The sequence below is a fragment of the Micromonospora sp. NPDC051924 genome (genome assembly GCF_055586005.1).
The window spans coordinates 1-15528 of sequence record NZ_JBVJJA010000087.1 but is presented as its reverse complement, the minus strand read 5'-3'; the positions used below and the strand labels follow the sequence as shown (position 1 = coordinate 15528).

The 15528-nt window shown below is 73.7% G+C and carries 16 protein-coding genes; 5 read left to right on the top strand and 11 right to left on the bottom strand.

Annotation, left to right across the window (positions count from 1 at the left end; genetic code table 11):
- The 4 genes from ACZ6S5_RS33945 to ACZ6S5_RS33930 form a co-directional block, all read right to left on the bottom strand.
- The coding region (locus ACZ6S5_RS33945) for a glycosyltransferase family 2 protein (RefSeq protein ID WP_466006384.1) at window positions 1-814 on the bottom strand (814 nt) is incomplete at its 3' end.
- Between the two features lie 104 nt (window positions 815-918).
- Window positions 919-1560 (bottom strand): YdcF family protein, encoded by a 642-nt coding sequence (locus ACZ6S5_RS33940; protein ID WP_466006383.1) that lies wholly within the window; start codon window positions 1558-1560, stop codon window positions 919-921.
- A 42-nt stretch (window positions 1561-1602) separates the two neighbouring features.
- Entirely contained in the window at window positions 1603-1878 is a 276-nt protein-coding gene (locus ACZ6S5_RS33935; protein WP_466006382.1) for a DUF4873 domain-containing protein, read from the bottom strand.
- On the bottom strand, window positions 1875-2591 hold the full coding sequence (locus ACZ6S5_RS33930; RefSeq protein WP_466006381.1) for a TetR family transcriptional regulator: 717 nt from the start codon (window positions 2589-2591) through the stop codon (window positions 1875-1877). The genes ACZ6S5_RS33935 and ACZ6S5_RS33930 overlap by 4 nt, the downstream gene beginning before the upstream one ends.
- Before the next feature lie 48 nt (window positions 2592-2639).
- Here ACZ6S5_RS33930 and ACZ6S5_RS33925 point away from each other — a divergent pair, with 48 nt between their 5' ends.
- The gene (locus ACZ6S5_RS33925) at window positions 2640-3533 is read left to right on the top strand and encodes an AurF N-oxygenase family protein (RefSeq protein WP_466006380.1); all 894 of its coding nucleotides are present in this window, start codon (window positions 2640-2642) and stop codon (window positions 3531-3533) included.
- 45 nt (window positions 3534-3578) lie between these two features.
- Here the strand turns inward: ACZ6S5_RS33925 and ACZ6S5_RS33920 are convergent, their stop codons facing one another.
- The 4 genes from ACZ6S5_RS33920 to ACZ6S5_RS33905 form a co-directional block, all read right to left on the bottom strand.
- Window positions 3579-5036 (bottom strand): cellulase family glycosylhydrolase, encoded by a 1458-nt coding sequence (locus ACZ6S5_RS33920; protein ID WP_466006379.1) that lies wholly within the window; start codon window positions 5034-5036, stop codon window positions 3579-3581.
- A 156-nt stretch (window positions 5037-5192) separates the two neighbouring features.
- Entirely contained in the window at window positions 5193-5483 is a 291-nt protein-coding gene (locus ACZ6S5_RS33915) for a BON domain-containing protein (RefSeq protein ID WP_466006378.1), read from the bottom strand.
- Window positions 5484-5539: 56 nt separating this feature from the next.
- Window positions 5540-6088 (bottom strand): STAS domain-containing protein, encoded by a 549-nt coding sequence (locus ACZ6S5_RS33910; RefSeq protein ID WP_466006377.1) that lies wholly within the window; start codon window positions 6086-6088, stop codon window positions 5540-5542.
- On the bottom strand, window positions 6085-6429 hold the full coding sequence (locus tag ACZ6S5_RS33905; RefSeq protein ID WP_466006376.1) for a hypothetical protein: 345 nt from the start codon (window positions 6427-6429) through the stop codon (window positions 6085-6087). Before ACZ6S5_RS33905 ends, ACZ6S5_RS33910 begins: the two co-directional genes overlap by 4 nt.
- A 151-nt stretch (window positions 6430-6580) precedes the next feature.
- On the opposite strand from ACZ6S5_RS33905, the gene ACZ6S5_RS33900 reads away from it, so the two are divergent.
- From ACZ6S5_RS33900 to ACZ6S5_RS33890, 3 genes are read left to right on the top strand one after another with little or no spacing between them, the layout of a single operon-like run.
- The gene (locus tag ACZ6S5_RS33900) at window positions 6581-7249 is read left to right on the top strand and encodes a response regulator transcription factor (protein ID WP_466006375.1); all 669 of its coding nucleotides are present in this window, start codon (window positions 6581-6583) and stop codon (window positions 7247-7249) included.
- On the top strand, window positions 7246-8598 hold the full coding sequence (locus tag ACZ6S5_RS33895) for a sensor histidine kinase (protein ID WP_466006374.1): 1353 nt from the start codon (window positions 7246-7248) through the stop codon (window positions 8596-8598). Before ACZ6S5_RS33900 ends, ACZ6S5_RS33895 begins: the two co-directional genes overlap by 4 nt.
- Window positions 8598-9155: a GerMN domain-containing protein gene (locus ACZ6S5_RS33890; protein WP_466006373.1), complete on the top strand. Its 558-nt coding sequence runs from the start codon at window positions 8598-8600 to the stop codon at window positions 9153-9155. Before ACZ6S5_RS33895 ends, ACZ6S5_RS33890 begins: the two co-directional genes overlap by 1 nt.
- Window positions 9156-9164: 9 nt before the next feature.
- Here the strand turns inward: ACZ6S5_RS33890 and ACZ6S5_RS33885 are convergent, their stop codons facing one another.
- Window positions 9165-9674 (bottom strand): DinB family protein, encoded by a 510-nt coding sequence (locus ACZ6S5_RS33885; RefSeq protein ID WP_466006372.1) that lies wholly within the window; start codon window positions 9672-9674, stop codon window positions 9165-9167.
- A 210-nt stretch (window positions 9675-9884) separates the two neighbouring features.
- Here ACZ6S5_RS33885 and ACZ6S5_RS33880 point away from each other — a divergent pair, with 210 nt between their 5' ends.
- The gene (locus ACZ6S5_RS33880) at window positions 9885-10694 is read left to right on the top strand and encodes a SigB/SigF/SigG family RNA polymerase sigma factor (RefSeq protein WP_466006371.1); all 810 of its coding nucleotides are present in this window, start codon (window positions 9885-9887) and stop codon (window positions 10692-10694) included.
- A 106-nt stretch (window positions 10695-10800) separates the two neighbouring features.
- Here the strand turns inward: ACZ6S5_RS33880 and ACZ6S5_RS33875 are convergent, their stop codons facing one another.
- Entirely contained in the window at window positions 10801-13617 is a 2817-nt protein-coding gene (locus ACZ6S5_RS33875) for a M14 family zinc carboxypeptidase (protein WP_466006370.1), read from the bottom strand.
- A 67-nt stretch (window positions 13618-13684) separates the two neighbouring features.
- Entirely contained in the window at window positions 13685-15430 is a 1746-nt protein-coding gene (locus ACZ6S5_RS33870; RefSeq protein WP_466006369.1) for a glycosyl hydrolase family 65 domain-containing protein, read from the bottom strand.
- Window positions 15431-15528 lie beyond the last annotated feature (98 nt).

The following is a 15528-nucleotide window of genomic DNA, read 5'->3' as shown; positions in this document are numbered from 1 at the left end:
AACCCGACACCCCCCCCCCCCCCGCCCCCCCTCTCCCCCCCCCCCTCCCCCCTCCTCCCCCCCCCCCCCCCCCCCCCCCCCCCCCCCGCGCCGTCGCAGGCGACGGGACCGCCCGGTGCGCGCCGGCGCCCAGCAGCCGGCCGGCGGCGAACCGCAGCAGCGGACCGTAGATCCGGACCGAGTCGGCCAGCGCCGAGAAGTGCGAGGAGGCGTTGTCGCCCTGGTAGTGGGTGGCGATCGGCACCTGCGCGATCGGGTGGCCGGCCCGGGTCGCGTACAGCAGCACGTTCATCTCGTACTCGAACCGCTCGCCCGGGATGGACCCGAGCCAGTCGAGCAGCCCGGCCGGGTACGCCCGCAGCCCGGTCTGGGTGTCCCGCACCGGCACCCCGGTGGCGAGGCGGAACACGTCCCGGGTGAGCGCGTTGCCGATCCGGCTGCGCAACGGCACGTCGCCGTCGAACCGGCGTACCCCGAGGGTGAGGGTGCGGGTGTCGCGCATCCGGTCGACCACCCGGACGACGTCCCCGCTCCGGTGCTGGCCGTCGGCGTCCACACAGACCACGTCCCGCCCGGGATGGGCAACGGCGACGTACCGGAAGCCGGTCTTCAGCACCACGCCCTTGCCCCGGTTGACCCGGCGGCGCAGCACCGTGCCGCCCCGCTCGCGGGCGGCGTCGAGGACGTCGCCGGCCTCCGGTCCACTGCCGTCGTCGACCACCACTGGATGCCAGCCGCGGGTGGCCTCGGCCAGGTCGTCGAGGAGGTGGAGCAGGTGCTTGCCCGGCCGGTACACCGGCACCAGAACGATCACGGAACCTCCCGCACCGTGGCTGCCGCGGCACGGTCGCCGGCGGCGATCAGCGCCGCCCGCCGGGCTGATCGCCGTCGGCTGTACCCGGGGGGCCGGCACGCCAATCACCCACCTGCCCCGCGCCGCCGTCCACCGAGGAGCCGGGCGATGCGGTGCTCCCGGCGCAGCAGGTCGGTCGGGGCGTGCACGCCGAGGTAGCCCAGGCGCGCGGCGACCCGTAGCGCGCGCTCGCGTCGCCAGGCCCGCCCCGCCGCATCGCCGGGCGTCGGGATGTCGAGCAGCGCCGGGCCGGACAGGCCGAGGACCTTGCCGGCGAGGAACCGGACCCGGGGCAGGTGCCAGGGGTGCGAGACCAGCCCGAGGGGCCGGGTCGGGTCGAACGTCCGGTCGGCGAGGAGACCGTCCTGGACCGTGTGGACCAGGTTCTGCAGGGTGGTCCGGGAGCGGGACTCGGCGTGCAGCCGCGCGTACCGGTCGAGGCCGGCGGCCCGGGCCCGGGCCAGCATCAGCTCGCCCTCCCGGCAGCCCGCCGGCGGGCACGCCGCCTCCGGGAAGCCGTGCGGCCACCCTCCGGTGCAGACGATCCGGGGCGCGGCGGCCCGCCGGAACACGTCCGCGTGCGCGGTCACGTACCCGATCGCCGCGTCGACCCGGGCCGCGCTCTCCGCGCTGAGCCGGTAGCCGTCGTCGTCCGCCACCAGGCCGCGGCCGAACACCAGCAGCACCGTGGCCGTCGGTGGCGTCACGCCCCGCCTCCCTTCACCGACGGGAAACGGTACGCCCGCCGCTCAGCCCTCGTCCGCCTCCGGTGGCCACGGTGGCGCGCCGACCCCGGTGATCCGGGCCCCGCCCCACGGGTCGACCTCGACCAGCCGGCCCGGGGCGGTCCGGTCCCCGACGCGTACCGTCACGTCGCGGCGCCCGGACCGGAGCAGCCGGACGATCCGGGGCTCCGGCTCGATCCGGCCGGCCCAGTGGTAGCGGCCGTCGACCGGTTCCCAGCGTCCGGTTCCGTGCAGCCGTACCTCGGTGTCGGCGATCCACGCCGGGCCGTGCCAGCTCACCGGTCGATCCGTTCGTGCGCGCGGGTCAGCTCCGGGGGCAGGTCGGCGCCGCGCCGCACGCCCTCGATGCCGCTCCATAGCAGGGTGGTCAGGTAGTCGGTGAGCGCGGCCCGGCGGATCGGCTGGCCGTGCGTGGTCCACCAGTCGCCGACCGCCTGCACGAACCCCACCAGGCCGTACGCCCACGGCTCGGCGGGGCCGGCGTCCAGGCCGAGGGCGCGCAGCCGGTCGCCGATCACCCGGGCCAGACCGGTGGCGACCTGCCGGCTGGTGCCGGCGACGACCTGGTGGATGCCCGGGTCGCCGGCCTGGTGCAGGAGGAAGCGGTAGAGCGTCGGCTCCGACTCGATGATCCCGAGGTACGCGTCGATGGTCGCCTCGACCAGTGCCCGCTCCTCGCGGACCCGCTCGACGGCCGGGGCGACGGTGTCCACGACCCGGGCCGCCACCACCTCGCTGACCGCGAGCCAGAGCTGGGACTTGTCGGCGAAGTAGCGGTAGAGGACCGGCTTGGTCACCCCTGCGGTGGCCGCCACCTGGTCCATGTCCACCTGCGGGCCGTGCCGGAGCAACGCCTGCACGGCGGCCCCGATCAGCTCCTGCCGGCGCTGCTCGCGATGTTCGGCCCAGCGGTCCCGGCGCCCGGTGCGCCGGCCGGGGGGCGGCGCGGGCGGGGTGCCGGATCCATTGACATCGGTGGAGGTGCGTTGCATGCTACCACTCGTAACAGTTACCGGAAGTTACGTCAACTGGGAGGGGTCATGGAAAGCGGCCCTGCGCGCGAGAAGGTCGCCACCCGGCTGCTCACCGCCTCGGTGCGCACCAGCTACGACCCCACCGTCGAGATCGACTGGTCGGCGCCGCACCGGCCGGGGGCGTACTGGCTGCCGCCGCAGCACAGCAGCCTCTACGGCACCCCGCTGTGGGACGGGCTGAGCGAGGAGCAGCGGATCGAGCTGACCAGGCACGAGGTGGCCAGCGCGGCCAGCGCCGGGATCTGGTTCGAGACGATCCTCATGCAGCTGCTGGTCCGGCACTACTACGACGCCGACCCGACCAGCCGGCACGCCCAGTACGCGCTGACCGAGGTCGCCGACGAGTGCCGCCACTCCATCATGTTCGGCCGGCTCATCGAGGCGACCGGCTGCCCGGTCTACCGGGCCGACCCGGTCGACCATCTCCTCGGCCGGTGGCTCAAGGCCACCGCCACCGGCCCGCAGATGTACGCGGCCATCCTCATCGCCGAGGAGATCCTCGACGCGTTCCAGCGCGAGATCATGGCCGACGAGTCGCTCCAGCCGCTGATCCGGATGGTGTCCCGGATCCACGTGGTGGAGGAGGCCCGCCACGTGCGCTTCGCCCGGGACGAGCTGACCCGCCAGGTCGAGGCCGCCGGCCCGCTCGCCCTCGGCTACGCGCGGCTGGTCATCGGCCGCGCCGCGTACTCCGTCACCCGCCGCCTGGTGCACCCGCAGGCGTACGCGGCGGTGGGCATCTCGCCCGCGGTCGGCCGGGCCGCGGCCAGGGCGAACCCGCATTGGCGGGCGACGCTGCGCTGGTCAGCGCAGCGGGTGCTCGATCACCTGACCGGCCTGGGCCTGGTGTCCGGGCCGGGCCGGCTGCTCTGGGCGCGGGCCGGCCTGATCGAGCGGTGAGGGCCGGCGGCGGCCCGCCTGGGGAGGGCCGCCGCCGGCGCCCGCTCAGGACGTCGGGAAGTTGTCCGGGGTACGGATGCGGTTGCGCATGAAGGTGCCCGACTCGGTCAGCACCGAGGTGCCGGCGTACGTGCCGCCGGAGCAGGTGCCCGGCTTGAACGCGGCGCTGCCCTCGCTCGCGTCGGAGTACGTCCAGTTCGCGTAGCTGATCTTCAGTCGGTCGAGCAGGTCGAGCCAGGCCGTGCTGCTGGCCGTGTCGACCGCGCCGTCACCGGTGTAGGTGACCGTGCCGAACTCGGTGACGAACAGCGGGAGCCGGGATGCGGCCCGCTGCACCTCGTTGCGGTAGTTGTCCTTGTGCGACGCCGCGTAGAAGTGGAACGTGTACATGATGTTGTCGGCCCGCACCGGGTTGTTGACGATCTCGTCGGAGTTGCTCCCCTCCGAGACCCCCAGCGAGGACCAGCCCCGGGTGCCGACGATGACCACCGCGTCCGGGTCGTTGGCCCGGATCACCGGGATGACCTGCTCGGCGTAGTTCCTGATGGTCGACCAGCTCACGCCGTTGGGCTCGTTGGTGATCTCGTAAATCACGTTCTTCCTGGCGGCGTTGCGGGCCGACACCGCGGCGAAGAAGGTCTTCGCCCGGTCCAGGTTGTACATCGGGTCGCCCGGCGTCAGCGTGTGGAAGTCGATCAGCGCGTACAGGCCGCGCGCCTCCGCCTTGTCCACCAGCGTGTTCACCTGGTTGGTGAAGCCGGTCGGGTTGGTCTCGTAGCCCTGTTCCTGCACGTACATCGAGATGCGCAGCAGGTCGGCCTGCCAGTCGTCGGCCAGGGCGTCCAGCGACGCGTCGCTGTAGCACTGGGCGAACCACTGCAACCCGTGGGTGCTCATGCCGCGCAGCTGGATCGGCCGGCCGTACTGGTTGCAGAGGTTGACCCCGCAGACCCGCAGCTGGCCGTTGACGGCGACCGGCGTGGTGCCGGTGGGCGGCGGGGTCGTCGGTGGCTGCGTGGTCGGCGGCGGCGTGGTGGGCGGGGGAGTGGTGCTCGGGGGTGGCGTGGTGGGGGTCGTCGCGCCCGTACAGGTGGTGCCGTTCAGGGTGAACGAGGTCGGGGACGGGTTGGCGCCGGTCCACGCGCCGTTGAACCCGATGGTGGTGCTGGCGTCGTCGGCCAGCGCGCCGTTGTAGTCCAGGCTGTGCGCGGTGACCGCGCTGCCGCTCTGCTGGTACGTCGCCGACCAGCCCTGGACGACCCGCTGGCCCGCGTCGGGGAAGGTGAAGCCGAGGGTCCAGCCGGTCACCGGGTCGCCGAGGTTCTTGATGGTCACGGTGGCGGTGAACCCGCCCTGCCAGGAACTGGTGGTGTAGGTGACGGCGCAGCCGGTGGCCGCCATGGCGTTCGTCATCGGTAGCACGGCGGTCGCGGCCAGGGCCAGCGCGCCGACGGCGCCGCCCACGAGCAGCTCGCGCCGGGACGGGCGGGGAATCGGGATCATGCGGGATCGTCCCATCTGGAGGGTGGTGGTGGCTGGACGGTGCCCGTCGTGAACTCGCCCGGAAAGTCCGACGCGGCAGCCTCGGGAGCGCTCCCACGGAGAGGGTAGAGGGCAGTGACCCGTCGATGCAACCACGCCCGCCGGTGCCGCCGCGGCTCACCGGCTCTCGCGGCGCCCGCCGTACAGGCCCAGCGCGTTGCAGACGTCGAAGACGCCTGGGACGTCCCAGGCGAGTTCGACTGCGGCCTGCCGGGCCTGCCGGTCGGCGACCGTCCCGCTCAGGATCACCACCCGGTTCTGCACGCTGACCGCGATGCGCTGCCGGCGCGTGGTCCAGTCGATGCTCAGCCGTTGCGCGACCAGGGCGGCGAGGCGCACGTCCTCGTCGTCGGGTTCCGGCTCGTCGCCGGTGAACGGGAACTCGGGATACGGCCAGGGCATCACCACGGGGATCTCCTTCGGCGGGCGGGGCGGGGTCCGGCCGGTGCCGACCGGACGTCGGGTCAGTGCGGGTCGGGGGCGACCGGCTCGGCCGACCCGCTCAACGCCCGGGTACGGCTGTCGAAGACGGGGAACACCCCGTCCAGTCGCATGGTGTGCAGCACGGTCAGCACGAACCGGGACGGGGCCACCAGGCACAGCCGCCGGCCGTGCTGCCGGGCGTCGCGGTGCGCGCGGACCAGCAGCCCGAGCCCGTCCGGGTCGATCACCTCGACCTCCGTCAGGTCCACCAGCTCCCGGTCACCGAGGACGACCGTCTCGGCCAGGGCCCGGCGTACCGGGTCGACCGGGTCGGCCTCCGGCGCCGCCGGGTCGTCGCCGACCTCGTCCAGATAGTCCACGCCGAGCCCGCCGTCGTCCGTCGCGGCGGGGAGGCTGCACCGGGGACAGTGGTGCGGACCGGAGGCGAAGGGCGAGCCCACCCAGTCGTTCTCGAACACCAGCGTCCAGACCACCTCGGCGTCGGGCAGCGTGCGCGCTGGGCCGGTGACCGTGTCGCCGCATCCGTCGCAGATGAGGGTCATCAACCGCTCCGCCGGCACGACCGTCACGACCACTCCTTCCGGCCCGTCCCGGGCCCGGCCGGCCGGCTCCGCGGCACCCCGGCCGACCGGTCGGCCGACCCGTCGGGGCTCGGCCGGCCGGCCGCCAGCCCGGCCAGCACGACCGCCACCGCGGCGAATCCGGACTGCACGATCAGCGGCAGCACCGCCGGTCGCGTCCGGTCGACGCCGACCAGGCCGACGACGATGGCGCCGAGCAGCGCGGCGGCCACCCCCAGCGCGAGGGTCAGCCAGACCGGCGCGGCCGTCCGCCCCGGTACGACGAGGCGCCCGAGCGCGCCGACGACGAGTCCGACGACGAGCGCGCCGACGAGGGTGGTCCCGTTCACGGCTCCTCCTCAGCTCCGGGTGGCAGGTTCGTCCACCACTCTCCCCAGGGACCTTGGAGGTCGTCCCGCAGTTCCGTGACAGTTGTGTGACAAAAACCGGGAGCGGCTGACACGGTTGGGCCACCCGGGCCCGGCCGGGGATGATGCGAGCATGACGGCCGTACTGGTGATCGAGGACGACGACCGGATCCGGCTCGCGCTGCTGCTCGCCCTCGAGGAGGAGGGCTACACGGCGTACGGGGCCGGCACCGCCGAGGAGGGGCTGCGGCGGCAGCGGGAGACTCCGGCGGACAACGTGCTGATCGACCTGATGCTCCCCGGCATTGACGGCTTCGAGTGCATCCGGCAGCTGCGCCGCGACGACGACGTCCCGATCGTGGTGGTCAGCGCCCGGGACGACACCCACGACATCGTCGCCGCGCTCGAGGCCGGCGCGGACGACTACCTGGTCAAGCCCGTCGCCGTCAAGGAACTCTCCGCCCGGCTGCGGGCGCTGCGCCGGCGCGGTCGCTCGATCACCGTCCCCGCCCAGGTCTTCGGCGACCTGGAGGTCAGCCCGGAGGCCGGCGAGGTGCGCCGCGCCGGCCGGCCGGTCGCGGTCACCCGCACCGAGTTCCGGCTGCTGTGCGAGCTGGCCGAGCACGCCGGCCGGGTGCTGTCCCGGCAGCAACTGCTGCGCCGGGTCTGGGGGTACGACACCGGGGACGAGCGCCTGGTCGACGTGCACGTCGGCCGCCTCCGGCAGAAGATCGAGCCCGACCCGGCCAACCCCCGCCACCTGGTCACCCTGCGCGGCCTCGGCTACAAGCTGCAACGATGACCCGGCTCGGACTGCGCGCCCGGGTGACCGCGGCCTTCGCCGTCGGCGCCCTGCTGCTCGCGGCGTCGATGGCGCTGTTCTCCTACGACCTGACCCGCCGTTCCCTGCTCGACGAGCGGGAACGCGCCGCCGTCCGAGCCGCCTGGTACGACGCCGCCGTGGTCCGGTCGGGACTGGACACCGAGGACCCGGACGTGGTGGCCGTGCTCCGCTCCCTGGACACCGGCAGCAGTCGCCGGCCCCTGCTGCACCTGCCCGACGGCTGGTACGCCCGCACCGCCGAGACCGGCGGCGGCGCGATCCCGGTCGAGCTGCAACAGCTGGTCCGCTCCGGTCGGCCGGGCGTGCAGCGGGTCCGGATCGACGGGCAGCCGACGCTGCTGGTCGGCATCCCGCTCGCCGGCGGGGTGGGCTACTACGAGCTGACCTCGCTGCGGGAGGTCGAGGAGACCTTCCAGGTGGTGGGCCTGGCGCTGACCGCCGTCGCCATCATGGTCGCCGGGGCCGGCGCCGCACTCGGCTGGTACGCCACCCGGCACAGCGTCCGTCCGCTGACCGCGGTCGCCGACGCGGCCGAGCGGATCGCCGCCGGCGACTTCGCCACCCGGCTGGACCCCACCACCGACCCCGACCTCACCCGGCTGTCCACCTCGTTCAACCACATGGTCGACCAGCTGGTGCGCCGGATCGAGCGGGACCGCCGGTTCGCCGCCGACGTCAGCCACGAGCTGCGCTCGCCGTTGCAGACCCTCGCCGCCGCCGCCAGCGTGCTGACCCGCCGCCGCGAACACCACGACGAACGGACCGCGACCGCCGCCGGCCTGGTCGCCGACGAGGTGGCCCGGTTTCAGCGTCTGGTCGACGACCTGATCCAGTTGGCCCGTACCGAGCAGCCCGCCCAGCGGGAGACCGTGGACGTCGCGGTGCTGGCCCGGGAGGCGTGCCGGGCCCGCACGCTGCCGATGCACCTGGTCCAGGTGCCCGCCGGTACGCCGACGGAGTGGCGGGTCGACCGGCGGCGGGTCGAGCAGATCCTGCACAACCTGCTCGACAATGCCGTCCGCTACGGCGGTGGCCCGGTCGCCGTGCGGCTCTCGCTCGGCGACGGCGCGGTCGGGGTGATCGACGTCGAGGACGACGGTCCGGGCGTGCCCGACGCCGACCGGGAGGTCATCTTCGACCGCTTCGTCCGCGGTCGCGCCGCGCACGCCCGCGCCGGCACCGACGGCACCGGGCTCGGGCTGGCGCTGGTGGCCCAGCACGCCGCCGCGCACGGTGGGCGGGCGACCGTCGCCGACCGGGAGCCGCGGGGCGCCCGGTTCCGGGTGGAGCTGGCGGAGGTGCGGTGATGCGCCGACGGATCGCGGCCGTCCTGCTCGTCGTGCTGCTCGGCGGCTGCGGCGTGCCGGTCGACGACCGGCCGCGGCCGGTGTCGGCCCCGCCCGGCTCGTTCCCCACCCCCACGGGCACTGCGACCACGGATCCCGACGGGCGGGTCGACGAGACCCTCTGCTTCGTCCGGGACGACGGGCTGGCGGCCGTCCCCCGCCGGGTCGACGGCGTCCCCGGTATCGACACCCACCTGCAGCACCTGCTCGCCGGCCCCGATGACGCGGAACGGGAACGCGGCCTGTCCAGCGCCCTGCCGGGCACGATCACCGTCGCCGGGGCCAGCGCCACCGGCACGGTCGTGACGGTCGACGTACGGGAGGCCGGCGAGGAGACCGGCCGCAGTGACGAGGTGCTCGCCTTCGGGCAGATCGTCTGCACGTTGACCCAGCGCGCGGACGTCGACAGCGTCGCGTTCCGGCGCGACGGTCAGCCGTTGGAGGTGCCCCGCGCGGACGGCTCGCTCTCCGCGCTGCCGCTCACCGCCGCGGACTACCGGCCGCTGCTGCGCCGCTGACCGGCCGGCTCACCCGCCGGCGGCGGCGCCGGTTGCGCGGTGGATGTCGAGCAGATGGTGCTCACCCTCGTGGACGGTGTGCTGCCCGAGCCAGAGCAGCGTCCGGACCTGCCGGTCCGGCCAGGGGTAGACGCCGGTCCGGCCCAGCTGCGCGGGGCCGAGCCCGGCGAACCGGGCCGCCAGGTCGTCGGCAGCCGTGCCGAGTTCGGCCAGGACGGTCACCGGCTCCTGGTCGTTGTACCGCTCCGTGACGGCGCGCTCGTCGCGGCCCATCGGGACGAACTCCGGCTCCTCGACGCGCAGTGCCAGGGCGAGCCGTTCGCCCTGGATGCGGAGCACGTCCCGGACGTGGCAGGTGTACTCCAGCGGCGACCACACCTGTGGGGCCGGGCGTCGGCGGACGTCCGCGACCTCGGCGAGGGCGGCGGCGAAGCGCCCGCCCAGGCCGCGCAGGAGTGCCGGCAGCGCCTCGCCGGGCACGCGGGAATAGACGAACAGACACTCGTCGCAGCGGTCCACGGCACGGAGGATATGCCGTCGCCGGAGGGGGTTCTGGCCACGTCCTGTGGTCCCTGTCGCACCCTGCCGTCCGCGTTCAGTGGGTGATTGTCCCTATATGGGTGTTATATCCATCGTCCGTTCGGTTGATAGGCCGACGGACTTTGGTCTAGTGTGACTGCACGACCGGTGCTGGGAGGCACCCGTTCTCCTCAGGACAGGAAGGGCAGCATGACCACGACGACCATCGCGCCGAAGACCACCGACGTGCACCGCGCCGCGGTGACCGGCGAGGAGTCCCGCGCCAGCGAGCTGATCGCCGCCCTGTCCGCGCTGCCCGAGGGGCACCCGGGCCGGCCGGCGCTGCGCAACCAGGTCATCGAGGCGTGGCTGCCACTGGCCAACCACCTCGCCGCCCGCTACAGCGGTCGGGGCGAGCCGGCCGGCGACCTGGCCCAGACCGCCGCTCTCGGCCTGATCAAGGCGGTGGACCGGTTCGACGCCTCCCGCGGCGTGGACTTCGCCGGCTTCGCGATCCCCACCATCCTCGGTGAGATCAAGCGGCACTTCCGCGACCGCACCTGGAATATCCGGGTGCCGCGCCGCCTCCAGGAGCTGCGGTTGCGCATCTCCGAGGCGAACAGCACGCTGACCCAGACGCTCAACCGGGCGCCCACCGTCGCGGACATCGCCGCCCACCTCGACGTCACCGAGGAAGAGGTGCTCGAGGGCCTGGAAGGCGCCCGCGCCTACAACGCCGTGTCGCTGTCCACCCCGATCGGTGACGGTGACAGCGCCACCGAACTCGGCGACACCCTCGGCTCCGACGACAGCGAGTACGAGCTGGCGGAGCTGCGCGCCTCGCTCGGCCCGGCCCTGGCCACGCTCGACGAGCGGGAGCAGAAGATCCTCACCCTGCGCTTCTACGGCAACCTGACGCAGAGCGAGATCGCCGCGCGGGTCGGCGTGTCCCAGATGCACGTCTCCCGGTTGCTCGCCCGCGCGCTGACGAAGCTGCGCGGCCAGCTCACCGAGGCCTGATCCGCCACCGACCCACGCACCGCCACCCGGCTCCCCCCGGTGGCGGTGCGTTTTTTCCGCGCCGGTCCGGCCGGCCCCTGCGGGCCGACCGGACCGGGCTCGCGGATCAGGCCACCACGGACCGCAGCGGCACCTGCGCCTCCCGCAGGGCGCGGAGCAGGTCGCCGAGGAACGGGTGTTCGTCGGCCTGCCGCCCCTCCGGATTCGGGATCATCAGGTACGCCGAACCGTCCGCCGTGGACACCCGGGCCTCGTCGGTGAACCGGCTGACCACCGTCCGGGTCCGGGCCAGGTCGTCGGCGGCCACCTCGATGGTGATCGGTCGCCACTCGCCGCCCAGGTCGGCGGCGACCGGCGCCGCCGCGGCGGCGGCGCGGGCGGCCGGGACGTCCGCGGTACGCGGCGCGGCGGTCCGTGCGCCCGGGTCGGCCCCCGGATACAGCAGCGCGTTGGCCATCAGGTGCAGCCCGTTCTCGTTGTACGCCCGGAACAGCGGATTGAATGCGAACAGCACCGCCCGGCCCGCCCCGGTCGGCTCGTCGACCAGGGCGACCGTGCCCTTGAGCGCCTCGCCGTGCACGGTGTAGCCGTTGGCCCAGAAGGTCTCGTCGGACGGGTAGCTGAGCACGTTCGTGCCCGTGGTGCTCGGGGTCAGGATCGAGTCGCTGTTGTTGAACTCGAAGTCCTCCGCCGGCCGGCCGAGCGCGACCGGGCTGTCGTGGTCGACGTCGACCCGCAGGTGCGAGCCGATCACCTGGTACCCGGTCGGCTTCGCCTTCTCCGTGGTGGAGGTGAGCCCGGCGGCCCGGGCCATCCGGCTGCCCTCGTTGCGCAGCCCCACGTAGGTGTGGCCCTGGGCGATCCAGTTCCGCAGGTTGGCCTGCCCGACGGCGGTCAGGCCGCCGGTGGCGCTGCTGCCGTCCGGCACCAGGAGCACGGTGCGGTCGGTGAACGCCGGGGTGTTGTCGTTGATGTCGGTGGTGGTCACCGGCTTCAGGTCGAGCCCCCAGCGCCGGCCCAGCACGTACCGGGCCTCGCCGTGGGAGCCGGAGGTGGTGGAGATCCCGGTCCCCTGGAACAGCCCCACGTCCGGCCGGGCCAGCTGGCTGCCGGCGGCGGCCGTGGCGATCGGCGTCAGGGTGACCCCGAGGGACTCGGCGAGCTCGTCGACCGCCCGGGTCAGGCTGGCCGCGGGCAGGCCGACGACGCCGGTCGCCAGGTCCCGTACCAGCGGCACGCCCCGGCCGAGCAGCCGGAAGGTGAACTCGGCCGCGGCGGCGGAGTCCAGCGGGTACGCGTAGGACCCCTGGGCCGGCGCCGCCGCGGTGCGGCCGCCCTCGATGCCGCCGACCGGCCGGGCCGGGGGCCGGACGTCGTCCCCGGTGGAGAGGGCCGCCACCCCCATCAGCAGCGGGTTGCTCCAGGACGAGACATCGTAGAAGTAGGGGAACGGCACGTACGGGTCCTCGCCGAGGATCGCCTGGATCCAGTGCTTCTGCGGCTGGTCCATCGGGATCCAGTACGCGCCGGCCGGCACCGTGACGTCGGTGGCGGTGCGCCCGCCGAAAATGTGGGCGGTGGGCACCCGGGTCGGCTCCCGCACCTCATACACCTCGACGTCCATCCGGCGCAGCCGCTCGACGAGCTGGCGCACGTCCGCGAGCTGCCGGTCCGGCAGCAGGAAGTACGACCGGATCGCCAGGTCGGGCACCGGGAACTGCACCGAGTTGGTGGGCTGGACCACCTCGTTCGGCTCCAGCGCGCCCGCCCGGCCCTGGGCCAGCGCGTCCCTCCAGATCGTGTAGTAGTCGGTGAGCAGCTCGTGCTTGTTGGCCGCGGCCCAGCCCAGCGTTGACCACTGTGTGTGGAACTGCTGCTGCACCCGGTCGGCGACCGCGGACGCGCTGCCCTTCTCGAACGTCATGCCGGCGGCGCCGAACCCGGCGGCCGGGACGGTGTCGCCGTATCCCATGAAGAACAGGTCGTAGGTGGCGTAGTTGAAGTAACACTCGGTGGTGACGGCCCCGCCGCAGGCGCCGTTGAAGCCGAAGCCGGCCTTGTTGGCCTCGCCGATCCGGTTGATCCAGTCGACCGCCTCGCCGGCGATCTCGTGGTGGATCGGGTCGGCGTTCGGCGGGAAGAAGTACTGCCGGCCGCCCATCTCGTGCGCGTCGACGAAGACCTGCGGCGGGTACCGCCGCATGAGCTCGAGCTTGCCGTCGGTTTCCTGCTGGGTACGGGCGAACCAGTCCCGGTTCATGTCGAAGCCGAACTCGTTCTGCCGCCGGCTCGCGTCCCGCCCGTCCGGGTTCTGCGTCGGGACGATCACCGTGACCAGGTTGTCGTTGCGCCGGGCCACCTCGCAGGAGAGCCCGGCGGCGAGTTCGTAGAGGGTCTTGAGCGCCGCGTCGGTGCCGCTCTTCTCGCCACCGTGCACGTTCGCCGCCACCCAGACGATGGCCGGACTGTCGTCGGCGGTCCCGGCTGCCTTGCTGGCCGGTGTCCGGCGCGGGTCCCGCAGGTCCCGGATGTCGTCGGCGACCTTCGGCAGTGCGGCCGGCCGGACGTGGCGTTCGTTCGAGACGATCGCGTAGGGCAGCGGCTGGCCGAGCACGCTGGTCGCCATGACGCCGGTGACCACCCGGTCCGAGGCGGCGTCGACCGCGTCGAGGTAGCCGCGGACCTCGTCGTTGGTGACCACCCGCTCCTGGCCGACGCCGAGCGGAAAGCCGAGCACGGTCTCCGGGGTGGGCACGGTGGACAGGTGGGCGGTGGGGTCGTCGACGCAGGTGGCGGACTCGGGGGTCGCCACTGCGGGCGAGCCGGCCAGCACGGGCGTGATGCCGGTCAGGAGGACGAGGGCGGCCGCACCGGCGAGCCGCTTCGTGGGGATCGTCCAGAACGGACGTTTCGCTGAGGCCATGGGTTCTTTTCCCTTCCCGGGAAAGGGCTCAAGGTTGCCGGAGCCTATGACCTGCGGTTTCGTCGGGTCAAGATTCGGTGGGGGAGCGATCGTCCCCGATCTGGTCGTGCCGCCGCAAGGGGACGGTGACCGTGGCGCCGGCGGCGAGCAGGTGGACCTGCTCATGGACGGCCACCGGAACGGGCGGGTCGGCGCCGGGGCTGGCCGAGATCCGCACCTGTTCGCGGTCGACGTGCAGCACGAGCAGCCGGTTGCGGTACCGCAGCACGCAGTCGAGCTGGTCCATGCCCTCCGGCAGCATCGGATTGAGGCGCAGCACGTCGCCGCGTACCTCCAGCCCGGTGTAGCAGCGTTGCAGGATGTCCAGCGTGCCGGCGGTGGCGCCGAGGTGGATGCCCTCCCGGGTCGAGCTGTGCGCGGGGTCGGCCAGGTCGGTGCCGAGCGCGTCCAGCAGCATGTGGAACGAGCGACGGCGGTCGGTACGGGCCAGCACCCAGGCGTGCGCGATCCGGCTGAGCGTCGAGCCGTGGGTGGTGCGGCACAGGTAGTGGTCGACGGTGGCGGGGATCCGGGCCGGGTCGAAGTCGTAGCCCATGCCACGGATCTGCGCGGTGAGCTCCTCGGCGCTGAACAGGTACAGCAGCATGAGCACGTCGGCCTGCTTGGAGATCTTGTAGCGGTTCGGGTCGTCCCCCTCGGCCTGCAACAGCGGTCCGAGCAAGCGCAGATCGCCGTAGCGCCGCCGGTACCGGTCCCAGTCCAGTTCCGCCAGGTCGCCGTATCCGGCGAACTGGGCGAGGAGCCCGTTCGGCAGGAAGACGAGCCGCAGCCGGCGGGCGATGTGGGTCCAGCGCCGGCGTTCCCCGGCCGGAACGGCCTCGATCCGCCACGGCGCCGCGCCGGGGTGACGGTCCCGCAGGGCGCACGCCTCGTCCGCCCGGGCGAGCACCCACGCCACCATCACGTTGATGTACGCGCAGTTGTTCAACCCCTGGCCGGCGCGGCCGGGGTAGCCGTCGTGGTACTCGTCGGGCCCCAGCACGCCGCGGATGTCGTAGCGATCCTCGGACGGGTCGTAGGTGGCCAGCCCGGCCCAGAAGCGGGCGGTCGCGACCAGTAGTTCCGCCCCGCGCTCGGTGAGGAAGGACAGGTCACCGGTGGTCTCCCAGTACCGCCACACCGAGTAGGACACCGCGAGGTTCACGTGGTGTTGCCGGCCGGTGCGGTCGTCCTGCCACTGGCCCGTGACCGGGGAGGGCGACCGGAGCGGGCTCTCGTCCCGGCCGCTGGTGGCGCTCTGCCAGGGGAACACCGCGCCGGCCATCCCCGTGGCCGCGGCCTGCCGCCGGGCCGCCGGCAGCCGCCGGTACCGGTATTCGAGCAGCGCCCGGGTCAGCTCCGGCAGCCGCAGGTTGAGGTACGGATAGATGAACAGCTCGTCCCAGAACACGTGCCCGTGGTAGCCCTCGCCGTGCAGCCCGCGGGCCGGCACCCCGGCGTCCAGGTCGACCGTGTGCGGCGACAAGGTCTGCAGCAGGTGGAAGGTCTGCACCCGCAGCGGCAGTTGCCAGACGTGTTCCTCGCCGACGTCGAGGCGGAAACGCGCCCACAGCCGGTCCCACGCGGCGACGTGGTCGGCCAGCAGCGCCCCGAACGCGCCGGCCCAGCGCAGCGCCGCGCCCGCCGCGGTCAGCGGATCGTGCACCGCCCGGTCCCGCCCGCAGAACACCGCGACCGTCTTGTCGACGGTCATCGGCGCTCCCGCGATCACGTCGACCCCGAACACCTCCGCCACGCCCTCCGCGTCCCGCACCACGGTCCGGGGGGGGGGGGGGGGGGGGGGGGGGGGGAGGAGGGGGGGGGGGGGGGGGGGGGACGACAGGAGAAGGGGTGAGAGAGGTACGACTGCTC